General features: G+C 74.1%; 19 protein-coding genes and 2 pseudogenes (1 of these 21 running past the window's edge). 7 read left to right on the forward strand and 14 right to left on the reverse strand.

Annotated elements, in window-relative coordinates; translation table 11 throughout:
- The 4 genes and pseudogenes from QA634_RS27115 to QA634_RS27130 form a co-directional block, all read right to left on the reverse strand.
- Positions 1-570 carry the 5' portion of a hypothetical protein gene (locus QA634_RS27115; RefSeq protein ID WP_012335084.1) on the reverse strand. 333 nt of this gene lie to the left of the window's left edge, so 570 of the gene's 903 nt are visible here — the first part of the coding sequence; the start codon lies at positions 568-570; its stop codon lies beyond the left edge, outside the window.
- A gap of 55 nt (positions 571-625) precedes the next feature.
- The gene (locus QA634_RS27120) at positions 626-970 is read right to left on the reverse strand and encodes a CsbD family protein (protein WP_012335085.1); all 345 of its coding nucleotides are present in this window, start codon (positions 968-970) and stop codon (positions 626-628) included.
- A gap of 193 nt (positions 971-1,163) precedes the next feature.
- Positions 1,164-2,635 (reverse strand): annotated as a pseudogene (locus QA634_RS27125) (helix-turn-helix transcriptional regulator).
- A 415-nt stretch (positions 2,636-3,050) separates the two neighbouring features.
- Positions 3,051-3,572, reverse strand: a complete 522-nt coding sequence (locus QA634_RS27130) for a Fur family transcriptional regulator (RefSeq protein ID WP_012335086.1) — start codon at positions 3,570-3,572, stop codon at positions 3,051-3,053.
- Between the two features lie 148 nt (positions 3,573-3,720).
- On the opposite strand from QA634_RS27130, the gene QA634_RS27135 reads away from it, so the two are divergent.
- The 3 genes from QA634_RS27135 to QA634_RS27145 are packed head-to-tail and all read left to right on the forward strand — an operon-like array spanning position 3,721 to position 5,626.
- The gene (locus QA634_RS27135) at positions 3,721-3,873 is read left to right on the forward strand and encodes a hypothetical protein (protein ID WP_012335087.1); all 153 of its coding nucleotides are present in this window, start codon (positions 3,721-3,723) and stop codon (positions 3,871-3,873) included.
- A complete protein-coding gene (locus tag QA634_RS27140; protein WP_012335088.1) occupies positions 3,870-4,763 on the forward strand; it encodes a metal ABC transporter ATP-binding protein in 894 nt (297 codons plus the stop codon). The genes QA634_RS27135 and QA634_RS27140 overlap by 4 nt, the downstream gene beginning before the upstream one ends.
- A complete protein-coding gene (locus tag QA634_RS27145; protein WP_012335089.1) occupies positions 4,760-5,626 on the forward strand; it encodes a metal ABC transporter permease in 867 nt (288 codons plus the stop codon). Before QA634_RS27140 ends, QA634_RS27145 begins: the two co-directional genes overlap by 4 nt.
- A gap of 112 nt (positions 5,627-5,738) precedes the next feature.
- Here the strand turns inward: QA634_RS27145 and QA634_RS27150 are convergent.
- Together QA634_RS27150 and QA634_RS27155 are read right to left on the reverse strand one after the other, a co-directional pair.
- Positions 5,739-9,533, reverse strand: a pseudogene (locus QA634_RS27150) (glycosyltransferase).
- 139 nt (positions 9,534-9,672) lie between these two features.
- Positions 9,673-10,218: a sigma-70 family RNA polymerase sigma factor gene (locus tag QA634_RS27155; protein ID WP_012335091.1), complete on the reverse strand. Its 546-nt coding sequence runs from the start codon at positions 10,216-10,218 to the stop codon at positions 9,673-9,675.
- 423 nt (positions 10,219-10,641) lie between these two features.
- Here QA634_RS27155 and QA634_RS27160 point away from each other — a divergent pair, with 423 nt between their 5' ends.
- Complete coding sequence (locus tag QA634_RS27160) at positions 10,642-10,905, forward strand: hypothetical protein (protein ID WP_012335092.1); 264 nt, start codon at positions 10,642-10,644, stop codon at positions 10,903-10,905.
- Positions 10,906-10,939: 34 nt separating this feature from the next.
- Here QA634_RS27160 and QA634_RS27165 read toward each other — a convergent pair whose 3' ends face one another.
- From QA634_RS27165 to QA634_RS27200, 8 genes are all read right to left on the reverse strand, one after another.
- Positions 10,940-12,163, reverse strand: coding sequence for a molybdopterin molybdotransferase MoeA (locus QA634_RS27165; protein WP_012335093.1), 1,224 nt, complete (start codon positions 12,161-12,163; stop codon positions 10,940-10,942).
- Positions 12,160-12,642, reverse strand: coding sequence for a cyclic pyranopterin monophosphate synthase MoaC (moaC, locus tag QA634_RS27170; protein ID WP_012335094.1), 483 nt, complete (start codon positions 12,640-12,642; stop codon positions 12,160-12,162). Before moaC ends, QA634_RS27165 begins: the two co-directional genes overlap by 4 nt.
- 100 nt (positions 12,643-12,742) lie before the next feature.
- Positions 12,743-13,600 (reverse strand): indole-3-glycerol phosphate synthase TrpC, encoded by an 858-nt coding sequence (gene trpC, locus QA634_RS27175; RefSeq protein ID WP_012335095.1) that lies wholly within the window; start codon positions 13,598-13,600, stop codon positions 12,743-12,745.
- Positions 13,601-13,621: 21 nt separating this feature from the next.
- Positions 13,622-14,635: an anthranilate phosphoribosyltransferase gene (trpD, locus tag QA634_RS27180; RefSeq protein ID WP_012335096.1), complete on the reverse strand. Its 1,014-nt coding sequence runs from the start codon at positions 14,633-14,635 to the stop codon at positions 13,622-13,624.
- Between the two features lie 41 nt (positions 14,636-14,676).
- Entirely contained in the window at positions 14,677-15,297 is a 621-nt protein-coding gene (locus tag QA634_RS27185; RefSeq protein ID WP_012335097.1) for an anthranilate synthase component II, read from the reverse strand.
- 112 nt (positions 15,298-15,409) lie between these two features.
- Positions 15,410-15,634: a type II toxin-antitoxin system HigB family toxin gene (locus tag QA634_RS27190; protein WP_012335098.1), complete on the reverse strand. Its 225-nt coding sequence runs from the start codon at positions 15,632-15,634 to the stop codon at positions 15,410-15,412.
- Between the two features lie 39 nt (positions 15,635-15,673).
- Positions 15,674-17,188, reverse strand: a complete 1,515-nt coding sequence (gene trpE / locus QA634_RS27195) for an anthranilate synthase component I (RefSeq protein WP_012335099.1) — start codon at positions 17,186-17,188, stop codon at positions 15,674-15,676.
- Between the two features lie 70 nt (positions 17,189-17,258).
- Positions 17,259-19,157 (reverse strand): peptidyl-prolyl cis-trans isomerase, encoded by a 1,899-nt coding sequence (locus QA634_RS27200; protein ID WP_012335100.1) that lies wholly within the window; start codon positions 19,155-19,157, stop codon positions 17,259-17,261.
- A gap of 161 nt (positions 19,158-19,318) precedes the next feature.
- On the opposite strand from QA634_RS27200, the gene tpiA reads away from it, so the two are divergent.
- From tpiA to QA634_RS27215, 3 genes are all read left to right on the forward strand, one after another.
- A complete protein-coding gene (gene tpiA, locus QA634_RS27205) occupies positions 19,319-20,080 on the forward strand; it encodes a triose-phosphate isomerase (RefSeq protein ID WP_012335101.1) in 762 nt (253 codons plus the stop codon).
- Between the two features lie 173 nt (positions 20,081-20,253).
- Positions 20,254-20,682 (forward strand): preprotein translocase subunit SecG, encoded by a 429-nt coding sequence (gene secG / locus QA634_RS27210; RefSeq protein ID WP_012335102.1) that lies wholly within the window; start codon positions 20,254-20,256, stop codon positions 20,680-20,682.
- A 155-nt stretch (positions 20,683-20,837) separates the two neighbouring features.
- Positions 20,838-22,466 (forward strand): CTP synthase, encoded by a 1,629-nt coding sequence (locus tag QA634_RS27215; RefSeq protein WP_012335103.1) that lies wholly within the window; start codon positions 20,838-20,840, stop codon positions 22,464-22,466.
- Positions 22,467-22,627 lie beyond the last annotated feature (161 nt).

Genomic DNA, 22,627 nt, shown 5'->3' on the forward strand with positions numbered 1-22,627 from the left:
GTCGCGCAGGGCCTGCGGGTCCTGCCCGTTCGCCTGCTGGCGCACCTTCTCCTCGATGCCCTCGAGGGGGTTCGCGGCCCGGGCGAGCGACGGCGCGGCGGCCTGGGCGGCCGTCTGCACGGTGCCGCCCACGAGGGTGCCGGCCCCGCCCAGCGTGGTCGCCACGCCCGTTAGGGCGCCGCCCACCAGGCTGCCGGCCGCGGAGGTCAGGAGGTAGAGCACCACGAGGGTCGTCACCGCCCAGGAGACGAGGCCGTGCAGCCCCGCCGCCCCGGCGAGCGGCTTGCCCGACAGGCGCCCGGCGATGAAGCCGCCCGCCAGCGAGGCGACGATCCCCGAGCCCACGAACCACAGCCCCGCCCCGAGGGAGAAGGTCGAGGCGGCCGGATTGTCGGCGGCGCTCGGTCCGAGGCTGGCGAGCCCGATGCCGAGGCCGACCATGTTGAGGATGATCTGCGCCACCAGCGCCGTCACGGCGCCCGCGATCACGGCGCCCCAGGACACTTGGTTGAGGGCGACGGCCCGCGTGTCGCTCGCGGCGAGGGACGGGAGGGTGGAGGAGGAAGCCACGATGATGCTCCGAGTCGTGGGGCGAGATTTGGGGGGCGAGATTTGGGGGGCGCCGTCAGCGGCGCCCGTGCACCAGGAGGGCGAGGCCGTAGCCGACCAGCCCGGCGATCAGCAGCGCGGCGACCGGGTACTCGGCGACCTGGGCTGCGACCTCGCGCCGGCCGTGGCGCAGGGCGCGGCTGCCCTGCGCGTAGGCGTCCTCGGCGTAATCCGCCGCCTCCTGGGCGACGTGGCGCACCGCGTCCTTGGCTTGGCCGTAGAGGTTCTCCGCCTGGCCCTGCGCCTCGCGGAAGCGGCCCTCGGCCGAGTCGCGGTGCGACCCGACGAGGTCGCCGACCGCGCCCTGCACCTTGCCGCCGAGCTCCCGGGCGGCCCCGGTGATGCGATCCGTATCGACCATGTCTCTCTCCTTCGCTTGCTGCAGGCGTCGCGCCGCGATCGGCGACACGCCGCGACCGACCGTGTCCAGGTCACTCCGCGACCTTGACCGGATGTCTTGATGGTCTGCCCAACAGTTATTCCGGATCACCGGCAAGAACTGCGCGCACTCATCATGTAGAAACGCCGCATCGATCTTCAATAGTAGAAATGTACTAGTATGAAGACGACTGCGTAGCGGTGCTTCCGAGCGGGAATCCGTTGTCGCGGCCCCACAGGATGACTTCCGTGCACTTGTGGACGCCGAGCTTGCGGTAGAGCGCGGCGGCGTGGTTGCGCACGGTGTTGCGGGAGCGGCCGAGCCGGCGGGCGATGGTCCCGTCGTCGAGGCCCGCGCAGATCAGCGACAGCATCTGGCGCTCGCGGGCGGTGAGCTTGGGCGCGCCGTCCTGCTGGCCGTCGCGCCCGGGCCGGCGCAGGCTGGCGAGCTTCTCGATCAGGCCGCGGCTGAACCAGGACGTGTCGGCCATCACGGTCTCGATCGCCTCGAACAGCTCGCGCTCGGTCGCCTTGCGCTCGGTATTGTCCTGCAGGACGAGGAGCGCGCAAGCTTCCTCGCCGATCTCGATCCGCTCCGCCGAGACGAGGCAGTCGAGCGCGGCGCCGGATTCGTGGCGCAGGCAGGCGTCGAGCCCCTGCACGAAGCCGGAGCGGCGGATCGCCTCCTCGACCCGGAGGCGGTCCGCCTCGGAGGCGAAGAGCCCGATCTCCGCCGGGGAGCGCCCGATCACCCGATCCTCGCCGAGACCGAAGACCCGCGTGAACGCCTCGTTGATCGCCGTGACGGCGAGGTCCGACGCCCGGGCCAGCACGGTCGGGACCGGCGTGAGCCGGAAGGCCTTCGCGAAGCGCTCCTCGCTCTGGCGCAGGGCCGTCTCGGCCTTGCGGCGCAGGTCGAGATCCGCGAACGAGAACAGCATGCAGGGCTCGTCCCCGAGTTCGATCGGCTGGCCCGCCACGATCACGAACCGCGTCGAGCCGTCCGGCAGGTCGAGGCAGGCCTCCATCTGCGGGATCGTCGCCCCCTCGTTGAGGCGCTGGATCGCGAGGTCGCGGTTCTGGGCACCCGCCAGCACGTCGACCTCGTAGACGCTGCGCCCGATCACCGCCTCGCGGGCGTAGCCGGTCATTTCCAGGAAGCCCGCATTCACCTTGACGTGGCGCAGGTCCGAGAGGCGGCAGATCACGGCGGCGGGTTGGCGTTGAAGGTCTTCTCGAAGCGCTCCTCGGCCTCGACCTCGCCGGACACGTCCTTGAGGATCAGGGCGAGGCAGCTCGGCCGGCCGGCCCGGTCGGTGGCGACGAGGCTGCGCAGGCTTTGCACGAAGCCGGTCTCGGGATCGTCGGCGCGCCGCACCTCCACCACGACGTCGCGGATGGTCTCGCCCGCCACCACCCGCTCGATCGGGTCGCGCTCGGGGGCGCGGTGGTTCCGGTCGCGGAGCGTGTAGCGCGCCCGGTAATCGGCGACGCTGCGCCCGAGCTCGTCGAGGCTCCCGGCCCCGTGCATGGCCAGGGCGGCCGCGTTCGCCCAGGTGATCCGCTCATCCGGCTCGACCAGGATCACGCCCTCGCTCAGTCCGGCGATGATCTGCCGCAAATCCGATCGCTCCACGCCCTCGGTCACGTTCCGCCTTCCGCCTCTTCCGCTGCGTTGGTCCGGCCCTCAACAGGAAGAAATCGCTTCGGTTCCGCGTCCTTCGGGCCCGGCGCTCTGGTATACCGTGATCATCGCGGCCGGCCGTGAGATCCGGGCGGCGGAAAGAAGGGCGAAAAGCGCCCACTCGGGAGACGGGCCGGACTCAACCCCAAGCCGTTGTCTTGCAACGCGTCTCGGGAGGCCGCGCGGGATCTCGCGGGGAGGGTGGAAGGCCCGTGACACTACTGGTGAGGAGTATTTCTGCGCTAGGAAACCGGGCCCGCGGGATTGCCGGGGCCGGGCGCGCATGCGCCCATCCGCCGCAGGTCTGCCGGGCGCGAAAGTTTGGCGTCCTCACGGTTGCGGGCTGGGCGGCCGGACCGGGCGGGCGCCCCGCGCGGGATCAGGCCTTGCCCGGCTCCGCCCCGGGCTCCGCGCCGCGCTCAGCGCCGCGTTCCTGGCAGGCGCCGCACTCGCCCTCGATCTCGACGATGCGGCTTGCCGGGCGGAAGCCCGCCTGGGCGAGGGTGCGGTCGAGGCCGCGCTCGATCTCCTCGGAACTGGTCTCGTCCACGGCCCCGCAGGCGCGGCAGATCAGGAACACCACCCCCTCGCCCTCGTGATGCGCGTGCTCGCAGGGCACGAAGGCGTTGCGGCTCGCGATCCGGTGCACGAGGCCGTTCTCGGTGAGGAAGTCGAGGGCGCGGTAGACTGAGACGGCCGCCACCCGCCGTCCGGGGGCGCTCAGGCGCTCGGCGATGTCGTAGGCCCCGAGCGGGCGCGCCTCGCCGGCGATCACCTCCAGCGTCCGCTGGCGCAGCGGCGTGAATTGCAGCCCACGCTCGCGGCAGAGGCGCTCGGCCCGCGCGCGCAGACCCGCCCGGCCCTCGCCGCAGCCATGGTCCGTCCCCGCAGGCTCGCTCATCTCCGCTCTCCGGTTGACACGCCCGATATGTTACAGTGTAACAGGTTCCGGCCGTCAAGGGCGCCCCGCCCGTCTAGCAGATGGGGGCCGGGACGGCACCTGCCCGGGCGACGAGCCCTCCGCCCCGATCGCACGAGGAGAGGCCGCGATGGAAGCCCTGCCGCACGGGTCACCCCACCGCAATCCGGGATCCGCCCCGCCCCGCTCCCTGCTCGGGGTCGCGCTCGCGCCGCGGCTCGCCCTGGCCGGGCTGCTCGCGGCGGGGGTCTGGGGGGTGATTGCCTGGGCGATCGGCGCATGACGGCATCCCTCGCCGCGGGCGCGCTGGCGTTCCGGAGCCTCACCCTCGGCTACGATCGGCACCCGGCCGTGCACCATCTCGACGGGGTGGTGCCGGCCGGGGCGGCGCTCGCCGTGATCGGCCCGAACGGGGCCGGCAAATCGACCCTGCTCAAGGGCATCATCGGCGAGGTCGCGCCCCTCGAAGGGCGCATCGAGCATCCGGGCCTGCGGCGGCGCGACATCGCCTACCTGCCCCAGGCGGCGGAGATCGATCGCGGCTTCCCCATCAGCGTGGACGATTTCGTGGCCATGGGGCTGTGGCGCCGCGTCGGGCCCTGGCGGAGCCTGCGGCCCTACCGCGCCGCGCGGGACGAGGCGCTGGCCGCGGTCGGCCTGACCGGCTTCGAGCGGCGGCCGATCGGCACCCTCTCGGGGGGCCAGCTGCGCCGGGCCATGTTCGCCCGCGTGCTGCTGCAGGATGCGCGCGCGGTCCTCCTCGACGAGCCCTTCGCGGCCGTCGACGGCCGGACCACCGCCGACCTCCTCGGGCTGGTGGAGCGCTGGCGGGCGGAGGGGCGCACGGTGATCGCGGTGCTGCACGACATGGAGCAGGTGCAGCGCCACTTCCCCTCTTCCCTGCTGCTCGCCCGCGAGGTCGTGGCCTGGGGCGCGACCGAGGCGGTGCTGACGGCGGCGAACCTGCGCCGGGCGCGCCAGCTCTGCGAGGCCTGGGACGAGGCCGCCCCTGTCTGCCGCGGCGGCGCCCCGCACGGCCCGCCCGCCCCGGGCCACGCACATGCCCACGGCGCGCACGACCATGCCCCTCCCGCGGCGGCCTCGCACGGGCAGGGAGCGCTAGCAAGCGGGCCGCAGGCAAGCGGGCCGCAGGACCGCGAGCACGCCGCGTGATCGACCTCCTCACCGCCCCCTTCACCGACTTCGCCTTCATGCGCCGGGCGCTCGCGGGCTGCGTGGCGCTGTCGGTGAGCGCGGCCCCGGTCGGCGTCTTCCTCACCCTACGCCGCATGAGCCTGATGAGCGAGGCGATGAGCCACGCCATCCTGCCCGGCGCCGCGGCGGGCTTCCTGCTGGCCGGGCTGTCGCTGCCGGCGATGACGCTCGGCGGCCTCGCGGCAGGGCTCGCGGTGGCGTTCCTGGCCGGCGCCGTCTCGCGGGCGACCGAGCTGCGCGAGGATGCCAGCCTGGGTGCCCTCTACCTGCTGGCGCTCGCCGCCGGCGTGCTGATGATCTCGCTGCGCGGCACCTCGGTCGATCTCCTGCACATCCTGTTCGGCACGGTGCTGGCCCTCGACGACGCGGCGCTGCTGCTCCTCGGCACGATCGCGGCGGTCACGCTGCTCGGGCTCGCCGCCGCCTACCGGCCCCTCGTGCTCGAATGCGTCGATCCGCTCTTCCTGCGCTCGGTGAGCCGGGCGAGCGCGCCGGTCCACTACGCCTTCCTGGGCCTCGTCGTGCTCAACCTCGTCGGCGGGTTCGCGGCGCTCGGCACGCTGCTCGCCGTCGGGCTGATGCTGCTGCCGGCCGTGAGCGCGCGGTTCTGGGCCGCCGATCTCTCCGGGCTGATCCCGGTCGCCATGAGCATCGGCCTCGCGGCGAGCTTCGCCGGCCTCCTGGTCTCCTATTACGGCGACCTGCCGAGCGGGCCCGCGATCGTGCTCACGGCGGGGGGCTTCTACGTCGCCTCGATGCTGCTCGGCCTCAGGGGCGGACTGCTCTGGCGGCTCCTGCCCGGCCGCCACCTCGAGGCCTGACGCCGACGGCGAAGGACGCTGACGCTTCGGGCCGTCGGTCCGAAATCCGACGGAGCGCGGAACCCGCGGTCATGAGCCGTGACCGTCGGCATGACGCGGCCGGTCCGGCGGCCTATTCGGCCGCCGGGCGCCCCGCGGCCGGCCGCTTCGTACCCAGGATCTCGTCGTAGAGCCGCAGCAGGTCGTCGCCCTGGTCGGCCGCACGGCGCAGCGGCGGGCCGGGCGGCGGCGGCGCCTGGAACCGCGCCGGATCCGCGTCGATCGCCCCCAGCACCTCCCGCAGCGGGCCCGGCGTCGAGACGTCGATCACGAACCCGTCCACCCCCGGCCGCACCTCCTCCCCCACCGCGCCCCGGTCGCTCGCCACGACCCACAGACCGAACGCCCGCGCCTCCCGCGACACGAGACCGAAGCTCTCCGGCCACAGCGACGGCACCAGCAGCACGTCAAGCTCCCCGTACAACCCCCGATCTCCTCCTGCGCCACGGGGCCCACGATCCGCACCGGCGTCGTCCCCCACACCTCCTCGCTCGCGGAGCCCGGCTCCCGCGACAGGTCGACCAGCGTCAGGCCCAGGCACCGGAACGGCGTCGTGCGCAGCACCACCTCAAGCAGCGGCGCCCCTTGTGCGCCTCCAGACCCCCCACGTGGCCCAGCCGCACCCGCGGACCCCGCCCCGCCCGCCGCGCCGGTACCCGCCCCAGCGACAGACCGTTCGGCACGCTCCGCACCTCCGGGAACCCCGCCGCCCGGTACAGGCCCGCGAAGCTCTCCGACACCGCCAGCACCCGGTCCGCCCCACACAGAAGCCGCCCCAGCCGCCGCCGCCGCAGGAGCTGCGCCCCCGCCCCGTGCGGCGCGTCCGAGGCCGCCTCCAGCAGGTCCGGCGAGGGACGCACCACCTGCCCGTCCCGGTCGAGCAGGAACTGGTGGTCCGAGATCCACCAGCCGTCGTGCACCGTCACCACGTGCCGCAGGCCCCGCGCCTGCGCCGCCTCCACCACCGACCCGCTCAGCCGCTGCACGCAGTGGAAGTGCACCAGGTCCGGGCACAGCCGGTCCAGGAACTCCCCGAACAGCGCCCCCAGCGCCGGGTTGAACGGGCGCCAGTCCATCCCGGGCTCCAGCGGCGTCGACAGCCGCAGCACCGGAACCCCCCGGTAGCCGTCCAGCCGCGCCCGGCCCGCCGGCTGCACCCCCTCGTCGCTCGCCGCCACCGCGAAGGCGTAGCGCTCCCCCGCCGCCGCCAGGAAGTGGTCGAGGTTGTCGCGCACCACCCGCGTCGCCCCGCCGATCGTCTGGGGCGGGAAGAACACGTTCACCAGCAGGATCCGCGGCCGCGCCGCCGCCACGGCGGGCGCCGCCGGCCGCGCCAGCACGGACGCCACCCGCCCCGCCCCCGCCGCCAGCCCGTAATCCCGCCGCGCCTTGCGCCGCGCCGCCAGGCCGATCCGCCGCCGCAGCCCGGCATCCCCACCAGCCGCTCCAGCGCCGAGGCCCACTCCTCGGGCGTGTCGGCAAACAGCACGTCCTCGCCCTCGACCAGGATCTCCCGGTAGGTGCGCGTCCCGCTCACCACCGAGGGCACCCCGGCCACCGCCGCCTCCAGCCACTTGATCTCGCTCTTGGCGTCCGCCGCCGCGCCGGGGGCGAGCACCGCCAGGTTCACGTCGACCCCCGACAGGATCTCCCAGTAATCCTCCACCTGCGCGGTGAAGCCGAGGCGGCGGATCCGGTCCCGGTGGGCCGCGAAGGCGGGATCGAGGGTGAGGTGGCCGGCGATCAGCAGGCGCAGCTGCGGGTGGCGCTCCAGCAGGCGCAGCAGGGCCGGGCCGGCCAGGGCGTTGAAGTCGCGGTTATGCGCCTTGGTGCCCGAGCCGTAGAACAGCGTCACGGGCGCCTCCGGGCGGGCGGGGGCGGGGTCCGGCCGGTCGAGGAAGGGGGCGTTGCGCTGGTCGAGGCCGTTGCGCAGGACGTGGCAGCGGCCCGTGCGCAGGAGCGGGCGCATGGCCTCGGCGAGAGCCGGGGTGGAGGCGAGGCCCTCGTCGCACTGGGCGAGGGCGAAGCGGAACAGGGGCACGCCGAACTGCAGCCCGACGTAGTCCTCGGGGGAGATCTGGCCCTCGAAGCTGTCGAAGGGGTCGGGGTAGCAGCGCGCGTCGAAGATGAGGTCGTCGACGTCGTAGAAGGTGGGCAGGCCGAGGGCGCGGGCGTAGAGGATGCTGTGGAGGATGTCGGGGAAGGCGGGGAGGCGGTAGAAGAGGGCGGCGCGGGCGGTGTGCAGGGCCTGGCGGAAGGCCCGGGCCTGGTCGGGGGGGAAGACGCGGACGGTCCATCCGGCGTGCTCGAGCTGGCGGCGGCGCTGCTCGACGCGGTAGTGGACGCACTGGGGCAGGTCGAGGTTGGCCAGGATGGCGACGGTCGGCCGCGGCGAGGGGACGGGCGAGGGGACGGGCAAGGGGACGGGCAAGGGAGCGGCGAGGGGGAGGTCGGCGGCGAGCCGGTTCAGGGCCTCGTCCAGGAGGGCGTCGGCCTCGGCGCGGCGGCCCTGGCGGTACTCCGCGCGGGCGGCCTCGCAGGCGGCGTCGAAGGCCCGGCCGAGGATGCCGAGCCCCGCCTCGCGCCAGCGCGCATCCTTGATCCAGCGCGGCGACGACGCCCGGACCTGCGCGCAGGCGGCCGGCAGATCTCCGGTGGCGGCCAGGCACTCGGCGGCGTGGATGTGGCTCCAGAGGCTCGACCGCGGGTCGGCCGCGGCGGCCGCGTAATCGGCGGCCGCGGAAGCGAGGTCGCCCAGGGCCCGCGCGGCCTCGCCGCGGCCGTGCAGCCGGCGGGCGGTCGGGCCGCCGCGCGCGATCGCCTCGTCGTAGGCCCGGCGGGCGAGCGCGAAGCGCTGGCGCAGCAGGCAGCGCAGGCCCACCAGGGTGAGGAAGGCCGCGGCCTCCGGCCCCGTCACCACGTCCAGGCGGCCCTCCGGGAAGCCGTGGTCGAGCCAGTGCTCCAAGAGGTCGGTGCGGCTCATCGCGCCGCGGGGCAGGGACGCCCGATAGGTCTCCACCGCGAAGGCGGCCGGGAAGGCGCTCTCGCCGATCAGCAGGGCGATGCGGGCCGCCTCGTTCGGCGCGAAGTCCTGCTCGATGCCCTGCCGCAGCCAGTGCCGGTAGAGCGCCGCGTCGTCGGCCGCTCCCTCCGCCCGGTAGGTCGCCCGGTAGAAGGCCGGATCGAAGATCGCGTCGGTGCGGATCGGGGCGAGGCGGTCGATGCCCTGCTCGACGAAGAGGCGGATGCCCTCCGCCCGGGTCCGCGGCGGCGCGGGGAGCCAGTCGGCGTTCAGGTGGATGAACTGGGCAAGGTCGAAGCGCCGCAGCCAGCGGCCCGGCGCCAGGCCGTGCGCGGCGAGGAAGCCCGTGAACAGCGCCAAGCCCTCGCGCGGCTCGGCCCCGGCGAGCCGCGCGAAGGTCTCGGCCTCCGCCGCGATGTCGAGGGCGTAGAGCCGCTTCTCCTCACGCCCGTGCTTGAGGAAATGCGCGGTGAACTGCCAGTCCCGCGTGAAGCGCCGGGCGAGGTCGGGATTCAGGTCGCCGTAGAGGCCGGGGTTGAAATCCTCCGGCAGCGCGCCGTGGCGCGCCGTCAGGTCCGCCAGGTAGGCGTCGCGCGTCGGGAAGCGGCCCTCGGCGCGGCCGTGCCGGACGTAGTGCTCCCGGAGGGCGTGCCGGTTCAGGCCGGAGAGGTCCGGATAGAGCTGCGCGTAGAAGTCGGGGTCGAAGGCGTCCCTCCCGAACCGCCAGGACACCGACCGGATCTTCCGGCCGAGCTTGGCGAGGAGCTTGATCCGGCGCTTCGGCACGTGGCTGACCCCTGCGAGGACGTCCGTGGGGCCGGCGCGGGTGAGGCGCCGGCGCATCATCCACGGCCGCGGATGTCGGTCGGACGCAGAAAATGCGCTAAGAAAACAAAGATCTAGCGCGAAACCCGGTCGACCCGGAACGGACGTCGCTCTAGCACGGCGGAAGGGGCGGCGGCAACGCCGGGCCGGCTCGGTCCGCTCAGGGCTCGCCGAGCGCCGCCCGCGTGGCCGCGTCCGGGCCGAGCTCCTCCGGCCCTTCGAGGCCGAGCGCCTCGGCGAGCCGCTCCCGCGCCCGGCTCACCCGGCTCTTCATCGTCCCGACCGCCACGCCGCAGATGGCGGCCGCCTCCTCGTAGGTGAAGCTCTGGGCGCCCACCAGGACCAGGGCCTCCCGCTGCTGCGGCGGCAGGGCGGCGAGGGCGGCCCGGAACGCGCCGAACTCCAGATGCGCCTCCTGGGCCGGCAGCACCGAGAGCCGCGCCGCCCGCGCCCCGTCCACGTCCTCGACCTCGCGCCGCCGCTTGCGCTGCTCCGAGTAGAAGACGTTGCGCAGGATCGTGAACAGCCACGCCGTTAGGTTGGTGCCGCGCGCGAAGGTGTGGGCCTTGGTCCAGGCCCGCACCAGCGTCTCCTGCACGAGGTCGTCGCTGCGGTCGAGGTCGTGCGTGAGGGAGTAGGCGAAGGCGCGCAGGGCCGGGATGGCCCCGAGCAGGAGCCCGCGCATCTCGGGGTCGACGCCGGTCATCGGGCTTCCTCCTCCGCACCGCTCCCCGGTCCCGCCGCGGCCGCGGCGCGCGGCAGCGGGATCCCCGAGGGACGGGCCGGGGATCCTCACCCGGCCGACCCCGTCCCCTCGCCGCTTCCCTCGTGTTCCGTCATGAATGCGTCGATGGCCGCATTCGGTCTCCGATGCCGCACTAAAGACCCCGGCTTTAATGAGATCTGAAAAAGATATTCAGCCAATCTTAATCGAGAAACTTTGCCTTTAGCTTCGCCGTCGAGGAGGATTTCTGCCGGCGGACGGGCGCGCGAGCGAGGCGTCGGAGCCGCGCGCGCCGCGGCGGGCTCGGACGAGGCAGAGACGCCGCGGCGCTGTGGCGCGGATGCGCTTGCCCGGGCCGGTCCCCCTCCTAACCTTAGGACCCGACCTGCAATCGGGGATTCTCTCTTGGTTTCGTCGCTTCGTGCCTCGGCCGCCCTCGCGGCCTTCCTCACCTTCACGATCACGCCGGCCCTCGCGCAGCGCGACGATCCGGGCCTGCAGATGAACTGCGCGAGCGATTACTTCCGGCTCTGCGCGGGGGCCGACCCGGACAGTCCCGAGGTCGAGCGCTGCTTCGAGCGCAACCGCGGACGCCTGTCGGCCCAGTGCCGGGCCGCGATCACCGCCTTCGACAAGGGGGAACCGACGAGCGCGATCCGGCGGCAATAGGGGCGGAGCCGGGCGGCGCCCGCCGGCCCGCCGCTCAGCCGGCCCGGTCGAGCCGCAGGATCCGGCAGGGCTCGCCCGCCTTCGCGGCGGGGGCGTGGGGCGGGCGCACCAGCAGCGCCTCCGCGGTGGCCAGCACCGAGAGCATCGAGGAATCCTGGCGCGGCGCCGGGTGGACGCGGGGCAGCCCGTCGCCGCCCGGTTCGAGCCGCGCCCGCATGTAGTCCTGCCGGGCGTCGTTCTCCGGCAGGTCGCGGCCGAGGATCGCCGGCTCGCTGCGGTCGGCCCCCGCCTCGGGATCGCCGAGGAGCGCCCGGACCAGGGGGCGCACGAAGACGAGGCCGCAGACCACCGACGAGACCGGGTTGCCGGGCAGGCCGAGCACCGCCATCGGGCCGAGCCGCCCGTGCATCAGCGGCTTGCCGGGCCGGATCGCCACCCGCCAGAAGCCGAGCGCGAGGCCCTGGCGCACCAGCGCCGACTGGACGAGGTCGTGGTCGCCGACCGAGGCGCCCCCGAGGGTGACGAGGAGGTCGGCCCGCTCCTCCCGGGCGCGGCCGATCGCGGCTTCGAGGTCGGCGAAGCGGTCGCCCGCGATGCCGAGATCGACCGCCTCCGCCCCGGCCTCCTCGGCCATCGCCGCGAGCGCGAGGCCGTTCGAGGCGACGATCTGGTCCCAGGCGGCGGGCTCGCCGGGCCGCACCAGCTCGTCGCCCGTCGCCAGGATCGCCACCCGCGGGCGGCGGCGCAGGCGCAGCGTCGGGTGTCCGCCCGCGGCGGCGAGCGCGAGGCGCTGCCCGTCGAGGCGGGTGCCGGCGGGCAGGAGCAGGTCGCCCTGCCGGAAGTCGAGGCCGCTGCCGCGCAGGTGCCGCCCCGGCGGGTTCGCGACGAGGAGGCGCACGCTCTCGCCCCGCGCCTCCGCATCCTCCTGGATGACGACCGTGTCGGCGCCCTCCGGCATCGGCGCGCCGGTGAGGATGCGCACCGCCTCGCCGGGGCCGACCGGACCGCGCAGGCCTTGCCCGGCGGCGCTGGTGCCGATGAGCCGGAGCGTGACCGGCGCCCCGGCGAGGTCGGCGCTGCGCACGGCGTAGCCGTCCATGGCCGAGGTGACGAAGGGCGGCTGCGTGCGCAGGGCCCGCACCTCCTCGGCGAGGGTGCGGCCGGCGGCCCGCCCGATCGGCACCGTCTCGGCCGCGACCGGGGCGGCGCCGGCGAGGATGCGCGCGAGCGCCTCCGCGACGGGCAGGAGCGCGCTCACGCGGGATCCGCCGCGTAGGAGCCCGAGCGGCCGCCGCTCTTCTCGAGGAGCCGGATCCCCTCGATCCGCATGCCCCGGTCGGCGGCCTTGACCATGTCGTAGACGGTGAGGCAGGCGACCGAGACGGCGGTGAGCGCCTCCATCTCGACCCCGGTCGGCCCCTGGACCCTCACCTCGGCGGTGATGCGGATGCCGGGCAGGGCCGCGTCGGGCTCGCACTCGACCCGCACCTTGGACAGCAGGAGCGGGTGGCAAAGGGGGATGAGGTCGTGGGTGCGCTTGGCCGCCATGATCCCGGCGAGCCGGGCGGTGCCGAGCACGTCGCCCTTCTTGGCATCGCCCTCGCGGATGAGGCGCAGGGTCTCGGGCCGCATCACGATCGCGCCCTCCGCCCGGGCGGTGCGGGCCGTCGCGGCCTTGTCGGAGACGTCCACCATGTTGGCAGCGCCGGTCGCGTCGAGGTGGGTCAGGCTCGCCATGGGGTACCGCTCCGTGGATCGACCGCGTGCCGTCGGAGAGATGGGGCGCGGCGCCGGCCGAGGGAGGGCCGGATCGGCCGCGGGCCGATCGGCGCGACGGTCACGAACCCGCCGGCTCCCCGAACAGCAGCCGCCGCGTCGCCGCCGTCACGTCCGCCTCGCGCATCAGGCTCTCGCCGACCAGGAGGGTGCGGATGCCCGCCCGGGCGAGCCGCTGCGCGTCGGCATGGCCGGCGATGCCGCTCTCGCCCACCACGATGCGGTCCTCCGGCACCAGGGGCCGCAGGGCGAGCGCGGTCTCCAGCGAGACCTCGAAGGTGCGCAGGTCGCGGTTGTTGATGCCGATCATCCGGGTCCCGAGGGGGAGCGCCCGCTCCAGCTCGGCGCGGTCGTGCACCTCGACCAGCACGTCCATGCCGAGGTCGTGGGCCGTCGCGACGAGCGCGGCCGCCTCCTCGTCGTCGAGGCTCGCCATGATGACCAGGATGCAATCCGCCCCCCAGGCCCGGGCCTCCACCACCTGGTAGGGCTCGAACAGGAAGTCCTTGCGCAGGACCGGCAGCGGGCAGGCCTGCCGGGCCGCCGTCAGGTATTCGGGCCGGCCCTTGAAGGAGGGCTCGTCGGTGAGGACCGACAGGCAGGTGGCCCCGCCCTCCGCGTAGGCGCGGGCCAGCGCCGGCGGGTCGAAATCCGCGCGGATCAGCCCCCTGGAGGGGGAGGCCTTCTTGATCTCGGCGATGAGGGCGGGGCGGCCCGCCGCGAGATCGGCCCGGATCGCCTCCGCGAAGCCGCGGGGCGGGTCGGCCTTCTCGGCGCGGCGCTCCAGCTCGGCGAGGGGCACGCGCAGCTTCGCCTCGGCGATCTCGCGGCGCTTGTAGGCCTCGATATGGGCCAGCACGTCCGGGCGGGCGGCGGAGGCCGGCCGGTCGGCGGGCGCAGGGCTCTTCGGCTCGAACACGGGCAACCCCCTCTTGACCGGTCAGGCGTTGGAGACGGCGACGAGGCGCGCCAGCACGGCGCGGGCCGCCCCGGTCTCGATCGCCTGGGCGGCCCGCGCCACGCCCTCGCCGAGGCCCGCGCAGGCGCCCGCCACCACCAGGGCCGCGCCCGCGTTGAGCACCGCGATGTCGCGATAGGGGGTGCGCGCCCCGTCGAGCACGGCCCGCAGCGCCGCCGCGTTGTGCTCCGGATCCGCCCCGCGCAGGTCCTCCGGGCTCGCCAGCGCCAGGCCGACCTCGCGCGGGTCGATGGTGAAGTGGCGGATCGCGCCGTCCTCCAGGGCCACGACGGCGGTCGGGCCCGTGGTGGTGATCTCGTCGAGCCCGTCCGAGCCGTGCACGGTCCAGACCCGGCGGCTGCCGAGATCGGCGAGCACCCGGGTCAGGGGCTCGGCCAGCGAGCCCGCGTAGACGCCGAGCAGCTGGCCCGCCACGCCGGCCGGGTTGCACAGCGGCCCGAGCAGGTTGAACAGGGTGCGGGTGCCGAGTTCGACCCGCACCGGCGCCACGTGCCGCATCGAGGCGTGGTGGGCCTGGGCGAACATGAAGCAGAGGCCCGCCTCCTCCAGGCAACGCGCCAGCCCCTCCGGATCGAGCCCGAGCCTGACGCCGAGCGCCGCCAGCACGTCGGCCGCCCCGGAGCGCGACGAGGCGGCGCGGTTGCCGTGCTTGGCCACCGGCACGCCGCAGGCGGCGGTGAGGATGGAGGCCAGCGTCGAGACGTTGTAGCTGCCCGAATGGTCGCCGCCGGTGCCGACGATGTCGATGGCGCCCGCGGGCGCGACCACCCGCACCATGCGCTCGCGCAGGGCGCCCGCCGCGCCCACGATCTCGTCCTGCGCCTCGCCGCGCACCCGCAGGGCCATCAGGAAGGCGCCCGCCTGGGCGTGGGTCACCTCGCCGGAGAGCAGGTGGTCGAAGGCGGTGCGGGCCTCCTCGCGCGTGAGCGCCGCACCCGTGGCGACCTTCGCCAGGTAGGGCTTGAACGAATCCATGACGGGCCTTGATGTCTCGGCGCGGCTTTCCTGTCGGGGCGTCAATGCACCGCGGCGGCGCGCTTGTCACCCCGCCGGGCGGCGTTCCAGGCCGCGGCGAGATCGAGGAAGTTCCGCACCATGCGCGCCCCGTGCTGGGACAGGATGCTCTCGGGGTGGAACTGCACGCCGTGGACCGGCCGGCTCGCATGTTCGAGCGCCATGATGAGCCCGTCCGCCTCCGCCGTGACCACGAGGTCCGGCGGGCAGCTCGCCCGCGCGACGATGAGCGAGTGGTAGCGGGTGGCCGCGAAGGGGCCGTTGATGCCGCGGAAGAGCCCGGTGGCGCGGTGCTCCACCGTCGAGACCTTGCCGTGCATCGGCGCGGGCGCGCGGACCACCTCGCCCCCGAAGGCCTGACCGATCGCCTGGAGGCCGAGGCAGACGCCGAAGAGCGGGATCTCGTCGCTGAGCTCCCGCACCACGTCGAGGCAGATGCCGGCCTCGCTCGGCGTGCAGGGTCCGGGCGACAGCACCAGGGCGTCCGGGGCGCGGGCGCGGATCTCCGGCACGGTGATCTCGTCGTTGCGCAGGACCGTGATGCCCGAGACCAGCGGCCCGATCAGGTGCACGAGGTTCCAGGTGAAGGAGTCGTAATTGTCGATGACGAGGATGTCGGCCATGGCTCGCGCTCGCGGTCCGGGCCGGTTTGGGCGGTGGGCCGGGCGCGGTCAAGGGGCAGCCGGGGGCCGCGATGCCGCGAAGCGGGCGGGCCGGCGCGCGAGGGGGCCGGTTTCAGAAATTGTCGTGAACCGTCGCAATGAGCCGGAACTTGTTTCCACCTATGTCGAAGATGTGGAATTTTCCGAGGCGGTCAACGGCGTTGAAGCTGCGTTTCAGGTCGGCAAAGGTGCCGAAATCGCCGGCCTCGATGATCCTGCGCCATGCCTGCAGCGGAGCGCCGGCACCCGGGTGACGGGCCGCGAACGCGACCAGGGCCTTGTTCGACACGACGCGCATGGGTCCCGACGTCTCGCCCTGGGATGACCGGCATTCGGTTCACTGCCCCCGCCGCGCCTGGGCGGCGAAGCGCACGGCCTCCTCGGCGGCCCGGAACTGGGCCTTCGCCTTGTTGACGCATTCCTGCTGCTCGGAGGCCGGATCGGAATCGTGCACGATCCCGGCGCCCGCCTGGACGTGCATGCGGCCGTCCTTCACCACGGCCGTGCGCAGGACGATGCAGGTGTCCATCTGCCCGTCCGCGCCGAAATAGCCGATGCAGCCCGCGTAGGGACCGCGCTTCTCGCGCTCCAGCTCGTCGATGATCTGCATCGCCCGCACCTTCGGGGCGCCCGAGACGGTGCCGGCCGGGAAACCCGCCACCAGGGCGCCGAGCGCGTCGTGGCGCGGGTCGAGCCGGCCCTCCACGTTCGAGACGATGTGCATCACCTGGCTGTAATATTCCAGGAAGAACGACTCGGTGACCGACACGCTGCCGATCTCGGCCACCCGCCCGACGTCGTTGCGGCCGAGATCGAGGAGCATCAGGTGCTCGGCCCGCTCCTTGGGGTCGGCCAGGAGGTCCTCGGCGAGCGCCCGATCCTCCTCGGGCGTGGCGCCGCGGCGGCGGGTGCCGGCGATCGGGCGGATCGTGACCTTGCCGTCGCGCACCCGCACCAGGATCTCGGGCGAGGAGCAGACGATCTGGAAGGCGCCGAAATCGAGGTAGCACAGGAAGGGGGCCGGGTTCACCCGGCGCAGCGCGCGGTAGAGCGCGAAGGCCGGCAGCGCGAAGGGCGCCTCGAAGCGCTGCGAGAGCACGACCTGGAAGATGTCCCCGGCCGCGATGTACTCCTTGGCCCGCGCCACCATGGCGTGGAACGCCTCCGGCGCGGTGTTCGAGACCGGGGAGGGGGCCGGGATCTCGGCCGGGTTGGCGCGGGCCTCGACGGGGAGCGGCCCTTCGAGCGCCTCGGCGACCGCCTCCAGCCGGGCGAGGGCGGCCTCGCAGGCGGCGCGGGGCGCGACGCCCGCCGCGGGGCGGACCGGGGTGACCACCGCGATCTCGTCGCGCACGGCGTCGAACACCACCATCACGGTCGGGCGGACCAGGATGGCGTCCGGCACGCCGATCGGGTCGGGCTTCGGCGGGGCGAGCCGCTCCATCTCCCGCACCATGTCGTAGCCGAGATAGCCGAACAGGCCCGCGGCCATCGGCGGCAGGGCGGGGTCCCGCGGCAGGGCGGACTCGGCGATGAGGGCGCGCAGGCTCTCGAGCGGCGGGCGGTCGTCGGGGACGAAGCGGTCGAGGGCGGGCGCGTCGGCCCGCTCGGCCCGGCCGCCGCCGCAGCGCCAGACGAGGTCGGGGTCGAGGCCGATCATCGAGTAGCGCCCGCGCACGGCGCCGCCCTCGACGGATTCGAGCAGGAAGGCCGCGCCCTCGCGCCCCGCCCTCAGCTTGAGGAAGGCCGCGACCGGGGTCTCCAGGTCGCCGACGAGCGTGGCGCGCAGGAGCACGGGCGTGCCGGCCGCGAGGGCGGCTTGCGCGGCGTCGAGCGGGGGCGTGACGAGCATGGGTCGAGCCGGGGAAGGGGCTGAGGGCGCCGGGCCCTGCGCCGGAGGTTCGGGGCCTGAGCCCGCGGGATCAGTATTCTCCGCCGATCGCGCGCCGGAACGCGGCCTCGTTCACCGAGACGCCGGCCTGCCTCTGGGCGTCGGCGATGTACTCGGCGAGGACGTCGTCGGCCAGCGCCTGGCGGTACTGCTGCTCGACGCCGCCCTGCGGCCCCGACGGGAGCGGCGGCACGGTGGCGGAGGTGACCTTGAAGGCGGCCCTGACCTTGTCCCCGGCGCTGGCCGAGCCGGTCTTGCCGACCGCGGTCGCGAAGATGCGCCCGACGCTCTCCGGGGTGAGGCCGTCCTTGGCCCGGCCGCGGGCGAGGTCGCTCGCATGCCGCGCCTCCACCCCGTAGGCGGCGGCCACGGCCTCGATCGTCTCGCCCTTGTCGAGCCGCTCGGCCGCCTCGCGGGCCTTGGCGGCGAGGCGCTTCTCGACCTCATCGGCCTTCCACTGGGCGGCGACCTGGTCGCGCACCTCGTCGAGGGGGCGGTCATGGGCGGGGTCGATCCGGGTGACGTCGTACCAGAGATAGCCCCCGGCGCGGGTGCGCAGGGCCTCGCTGTCGGCGCCCATCTCGGAGCGGAAGATCGCGGGCAGCACGGCGTCCTTGTCGGGCAGGCCCTCGACGGGCTGGCCCTTCGGGTCGCGCCCCTGCGCGTCCGTCGCCGGGACGGTGACCAGGGGCAGGTCGCGCTCGCGGGCGATCTCGGTCAGGGGCTTGGCCCCGGCCCGCTGGTCCTCGATGGCGTCGTGCACCTTCTCCAGGCCGTCCCGGGCGCGCTCGCGGGCGATCTCGGTGCGGATCTGGTCGGCCACCTCCTCGAAGGGCTTGATGCTGCCGGGCTCGATCGCGGTCACGCGCAGCAGCACGGTGCCGAAGCGCCCCTTGACCGGCTCGCTCACCGTGCCCTGCGGCAGGGCGAAGGCGGCGTCGGCCACGGCCGGGTCGAACAGCTCCGCGCGGGTGAAGGTGCCGAGATCGAGGCTCTTGGGGTCGAGGCCGCGCTCGCCCGCGATCGACTCGAAGGGCGCCTCGCCGTCGCGGATGCGCTTGAGCGCCGCGGCGGCGTCCGCCTCGTTGGGGAAGACGATCTGCTGGATCGTGCGCTTCTCCGGCGTGCCGTAGCGGCCCCTGTCGGCGTCGTAGCGGGCGCGCGCCTCCTCCGCCGTCACGGCATCGGGCTTGGCGAGGGTGGTCGGGTCGAGGACCAGGATGGTCACGCCCCGGATCTCCGGGGCCCGGAAGCCGCCCTTGTGCTCCTCGTAATAGGTCCTCGCCTCCTCCTCGGTGGGCGCCGGGATCTCGCCCGCCGCGCTCTCGGGCAGCAGGATGAAGGCGGCGGAGCGCCGCTCGGTGGTGTAGCGGTGGATCGCGTCGCGCACCGCGAGCGGCACCGTCAGGTCGGCGGTGAGCGATTCGGCGAGCTGGAGGCGGGCCGCGACGGCGCGCTGCTCCTGCACGAAGGCCGCCTCGCTGAGGCCGGCCTGCCGCAGGGTGTCGTTGAAGACGCCGATGTCGAAGGCGCCGTTCGCCCCCTTGAAGGCCGGCTCCTCCTTGATGAGGCGGATCACCGCGTCGTCGCCGACGCGCAGCCCGAGCTCGCGGGTCTTCTGGTCGAGGGTCGCCTCGGTGACGAGGGCGCTCAGCACCTCGCGGTCGAGGCCGAGCGCCCGGGCCTGGTCCGGGGTGATCGGCCGGCGGGCCTGCCGGGCGAGGCGCTGGATCTGGTTCTGGTAGGCGCTGCGCACGGCCTCGGCCGAGATCTTGGTGCTCCCCACCGTGGCGACCGCGGCGGTGCCGCCGCCCCGGAAGATGTCGCCGATGCCGAAGATCGCGAGGCCCGCAATCAGGAGGCCGAACACGACCGTGATGACGATCTTGCCGAGCCAGCTCTCGCTGGCGGCGCGGAACCCCTGAAGCATCGACGTCCTCGACGAGCCGGCGGCCGCTTGCGCGCGGGCGCCTCTTATCCGAAGGGCACGCGATAGCCGATCCGCGCCACGGCGGAAAGGCCGGGCGCCGTCGCGGTTTGCGCACGCTGAGGGTGTCTGTTACCGGCTACGCACGGGATCGGAGGGACGGCATGGCAGGCGAGCGACCGCGTCCGCTTGTGGCGGGGAACTGGAAGATGAACGGCACCCGGGCCTCGCGCGCGGTCCTGGAGGCGGTGATCGCCGGGCTGTCGCCGGCGCTGGCCTCGCGCGCCGACGTGCTGGTCTGCCCGCCCGCGACGCTGATCGGCGCCTTCGCGGAGGCGGCGGCGGGCTCGCCCGTGCGGATCGGCGGCCAGGACGTGCACGCGGCGGCGAGCGGCGCCCATACGGGCTGCATCTCGGCCGAGATGCTGGCGGATCTCGGCGCCAGCCACGTGATCGTGGGCCATTCGGAGCGGCGCGCCGACCAGCACGAGACGGATGCCGAGGTGCGCGCCAAGGCGCTCGGCGCCCACCGGGCGGGGCTCGTGGCGATCATCTGCGTCGGCGAGACCCGGGCGGAGCGCGAGGCCGGCCGCACCCTCGAGGTGGTGCGCGGCCAGCTCGCCGGCTCGCTGCCGGAGGGCGCGCGGGCCGCCGACACGGTGATCGCCTACGAGCCGGTCTGGGCGATCGGCACCGGGCTCACGCCCACCCCTGCCGACGTGGCGCAGGTGCACGGGCTGATCCGCCGCGACCTCACGGAGCGGCTCGGGGCCGAGGGGCAGGGGCTGCGCATCCTCTACGGCGGCTCGGTGAAGCCGTCGAACGCCGCCGAGCTGATGGCGGTGCCGAACGTCGACGGAGCGCTGGTGGGCGGCGCCAGCCTCAAGGCGGAGGATTTCCTGGGGATCGCGGCGGCCTACGCCTGAGCGGGACGGGTCGGCGCCGCGGCAGGGCATCCCGCCCCACGACACCGCGCCGCGCTTGGCCTGCCGGGCGTTCTCGTGTACGGACCCCCCGAATTCGAGGCCCGGGCGCCCTGGCGGCGCGCCGGCCATAGGCACGTTGGCGCTCCCTCGGCGGTGCCGCCCCTGGAAACCCGATGCAGACCGTCCTGATCGTCGTCCACCTGATCATCGTGCTCGCGCTGATCGCCGTCGTGCTGCTGCAGCGCTCCGAGGGCGGTCTCGGCCTCGGCGGCGGGGGCAGCGGCACGCAGGGGTTCCTCACCGGCCGCGGCCAGGCCAACGCGCTCACCCGCGCCACCGCGATCCTGGCGGCCCTGTTCTTCACCACCAGCATGGTGCTGGCGATCCTGTCGCACCGCACCGCCGCGCCGCGCTCGATCTTCGAGGGCGCCGGCCAGACCCGCGCCCCGGCGGGGCAGCCGGCGGCCCCGCCCTCGGGCAACCTCCTCGACCAGCTGCGCCAGCAGCAGGGCGACGCGCCCGCGGCCCCGGCCGCCCCGGCGCCCGCCGCGCCCGCGGCCCCGGCCGCGCCCGCCGCCCCGGCGGCGCCCCAGTCGCGCTGAGCCGGACGGAGTCCCCGCTTCGCCGAGACGAGCGGCGGGCCCCGCGCCCGCCCCGATCCCGCACGTGGATCCGGCCGGCCCCGCCGCCCGGATCCGGTCCCGTTTGAGCCCCGGCGGTTGGCGTTTCGGCCCCGCCGTTGTATGGAGCAGGCCCCATGACGCGGTTCGTCTTCATCACCGGCGGCGTGGTGTCCTCCCTCGGCAAGGGCCTCGCTTCGGCGGCCCTCGCGGCCCTCCTGCAGGAGCGCGGCTACAAGGTCCGCCTGCGCAAGCTCGACCCCTACCTCAACGTCGATCCGGGCACGATGAGCCCGACCCAGCACGGCGAGGTCTTCGTCACCGACGACGGCGCCGAGACCGACCTCGACCTCGGCCATTACGAGCGCTTCACCGGCGTGCCGGCGACCCGGGCCGACAACATCACCACCGGCCGCATCTACCTCGACATCATCACCAAGGAGCGGCGCGGCGACTATCTCGGCGCCACGATCCAGGTGATCCCGCACGTCACCAACGCCATCAAGGAATTCGTCCTCGACGGGAACGAGGCCTACGATTTCGTGCTGGTGGAGATCGGCGGCACGGTCGGCGACATCGAGGGCCTGCCGTTCTTCGAGGCGATCCGCCAGCTCGGCCAGGAGCTGCCGCGCGGCCAGTGCGCCTACATCCACCTGACCCTGCTGCCCTACATTCCCTCGGCGGGCGAGCTGAAGACCAAGCCGACCCAGCACTCGGTGGCGGAGCTGCGCTCGATCGGCATCCAGCCCGACATCCTGCTCTGCCGCTGCGACCGGCCGATCCCGCGCGAGGAGCGCCGCAAGCTCGCCCAGTTCTGCAACGTGCGCGAATCGGCGGTGATCGAGGCCCGGGACGTCGAGTCGATCTACGACGTGCCGCTCTCCTACGGCGAGGAGGGGCTCGACCGCGAGGTGCTGGCCCTGTTCGGCATCGAGGCCGCGAACGCGCCCAAGCTCGCGCGCTGGCGCACCATCTCGGAGCGGGTGAAGAACCCCGAGGGCGAGGTCTCGATCGCCATCGTGGGCAAGTACACGGGCCTCAAGGACGCCTACAAGTCGCTGATCGAGGCGCTCACCCACGGCGGCATCGCCAACCGGGTCAAGGTCAACCTGGAATGGATCGAGGCCGAGATCTTCGAGCGGGAGGATCCGGCGCCGTTCCTGGAGGGACTGAACGGCATCCTGGTGCCGGGCGGCTTCGGCCAGCGCGGCGCCGAGGGCAAGATCCGCGCGGCCCGCTACGCCCGCGAGAAGAAGATCCCGTATTTCGGCATCTGCTTCGGCATGCAGATGGCGGTCGTCGAGGCGGCGCGCTCCCTCGCCGGGATCGAGGCGGCGAACTCGACCGAGTTCGGCCCGACCCCCGAGCCGGTGGTGGGCCTGCTCACCGAGTGGATGCGCGGCAACGAGCTGGAGAAGCGCGCGGCCGAGGGCGATCTCGGCGGCACGATGCGGCTCGGCGCCTACACGGCGGCGCTCGCCCCGGATTCGCGCATCGCGCGGATCTACGGCGACACGGTCATCCAGGAGCGCCACCGCCACCGCTACGAGGTCAACATGGCCTATCGCGAGCGGCTGGAGGCGAAGGGGATGCGCTTCTCCGGCACCTCGCCGGACGGGCTCCTGCCGGAGACCGTCGAGGTCGAGGGCCATCCCTGGTTCATCGGGGTGCAGTTCCACCCGGAGCTGAAGTCGCGGCCCTTCGAACCGCACCCGCTGTTCAAGTCCTTCATCGAGGCGGCGGTGGTGCAGAGCCGGCTGGTCTGATCCGGGATCCGGTCGATCCAAGCGGATCCCGGATCACGCGCCCGCGCGGCGCCTGAGCGAAAGCCCACATCCGCCGTCCCGAAGGGATCAAGCGGATGTGGCAAGAGGCCGCCGGCCGGTGTACCCAGTATCCCCGAGGTCGCAGGCGGCCGAGGGGAGCC

This window comes from Methylobacterium sp. CB376, from assembly GCF_029714205.1.
In the GTDB taxonomy this organism is placed as follows: domain Bacteria; phylum Pseudomonadota; class Alphaproteobacteria; order Rhizobiales; family Beijerinckiaceae; genus Methylobacterium.

Excerpts from the sequence above, each read along its gene's own strand:
- QA634_RS27185 (WP_012335097.1), bottom strand. The coding sequence starts at position 15,297 with ATGGCCGACATCCTCGTCATCGACAATTACGACTCCTTCACCTGGAAC.
- trpD (WP_012335096.1), bottom strand. The coding sequence starts at position 14,635 with ATGGATTCGTTCAAGCCCTACCTGGCGAAGGTCGCCACGGGTGCGGCG.
- QA634_RS27135 (WP_012335087.1), top strand. The coding sequence starts at position 3,721 with ATGGAAGCCCTGCCGCACGGGTCACCCCACCGCAATCCGGGATCCGCC.
- secG (WP_012335102.1), top strand. The coding sequence starts at position 20,254 with ATGCAGACCGTCCTGATCGTCGTCCACCTGATCATCGTGCTCGCGCTG.
- trpE (WP_012335099.1), bottom strand. The coding sequence starts at position 17,188 with ATGCTCGTCACGCCCCCGCTCGACGCCGCGCAAGCCGCCCTCGCGGCC.
- QA634_RS27130 (WP_012335086.1), bottom strand. The coding sequence starts at position 3,572 with ATGAGCGAGCCTGCGGGGACGGACCATGGCTGCGGCGAGGGCCGGGCG.
- moaC (WP_012335094.1), bottom strand. The coding sequence starts at position 12,642 with ATGGCGAGCCTGACCCACCTCGACGCGACCGGCGCTGCCAACATGGTG.
- QA634_RS27120 (WP_012335085.1), bottom strand. The coding sequence starts at position 970 with ATGGTCGATACGGATCGCATCACCGGGGCCGCCCGGGAGCTCGGCGGC.
- QA634_RS27215 (WP_012335103.1), top strand. The coding sequence starts at position 20,838 with ATGACGCGGTTCGTCTTCATCACCGGCGGCGTGGTGTCCTCCCTCGGC.
- QA634_RS27190 (WP_012335098.1), bottom strand. The coding sequence starts at position 15,634 with ATGCGCGTCGTGTCGAACAAGGCCCTGGTCGCGTTCGCGGCCCGTCAC.
- QA634_RS27140 (WP_012335088.1), top strand. The coding sequence starts at position 3,870 with ATGACGGCATCCCTCGCCGCGGGCGCGCTGGCGTTCCGGAGCCTCACC.
- tpiA (WP_012335101.1), top strand. The coding sequence starts at position 19,319 with ATGGCAGGCGAGCGACCGCGTCCGCTTGTGGCGGGGAACTGGAAGATG.
- QA634_RS27155 (WP_012335091.1), bottom strand. The coding sequence starts at position 10,218 with ATGACCGGCGTCGACCCCGAGATGCGCGGGCTCCTGCTCGGGGCCATC.
- QA634_RS27200 (WP_012335100.1), bottom strand. The coding sequence starts at position 19,157 with ATGCTTCAGGGGTTCCGCGCCGCCAGCGAGAGCTGGCTCGGCAAGATC.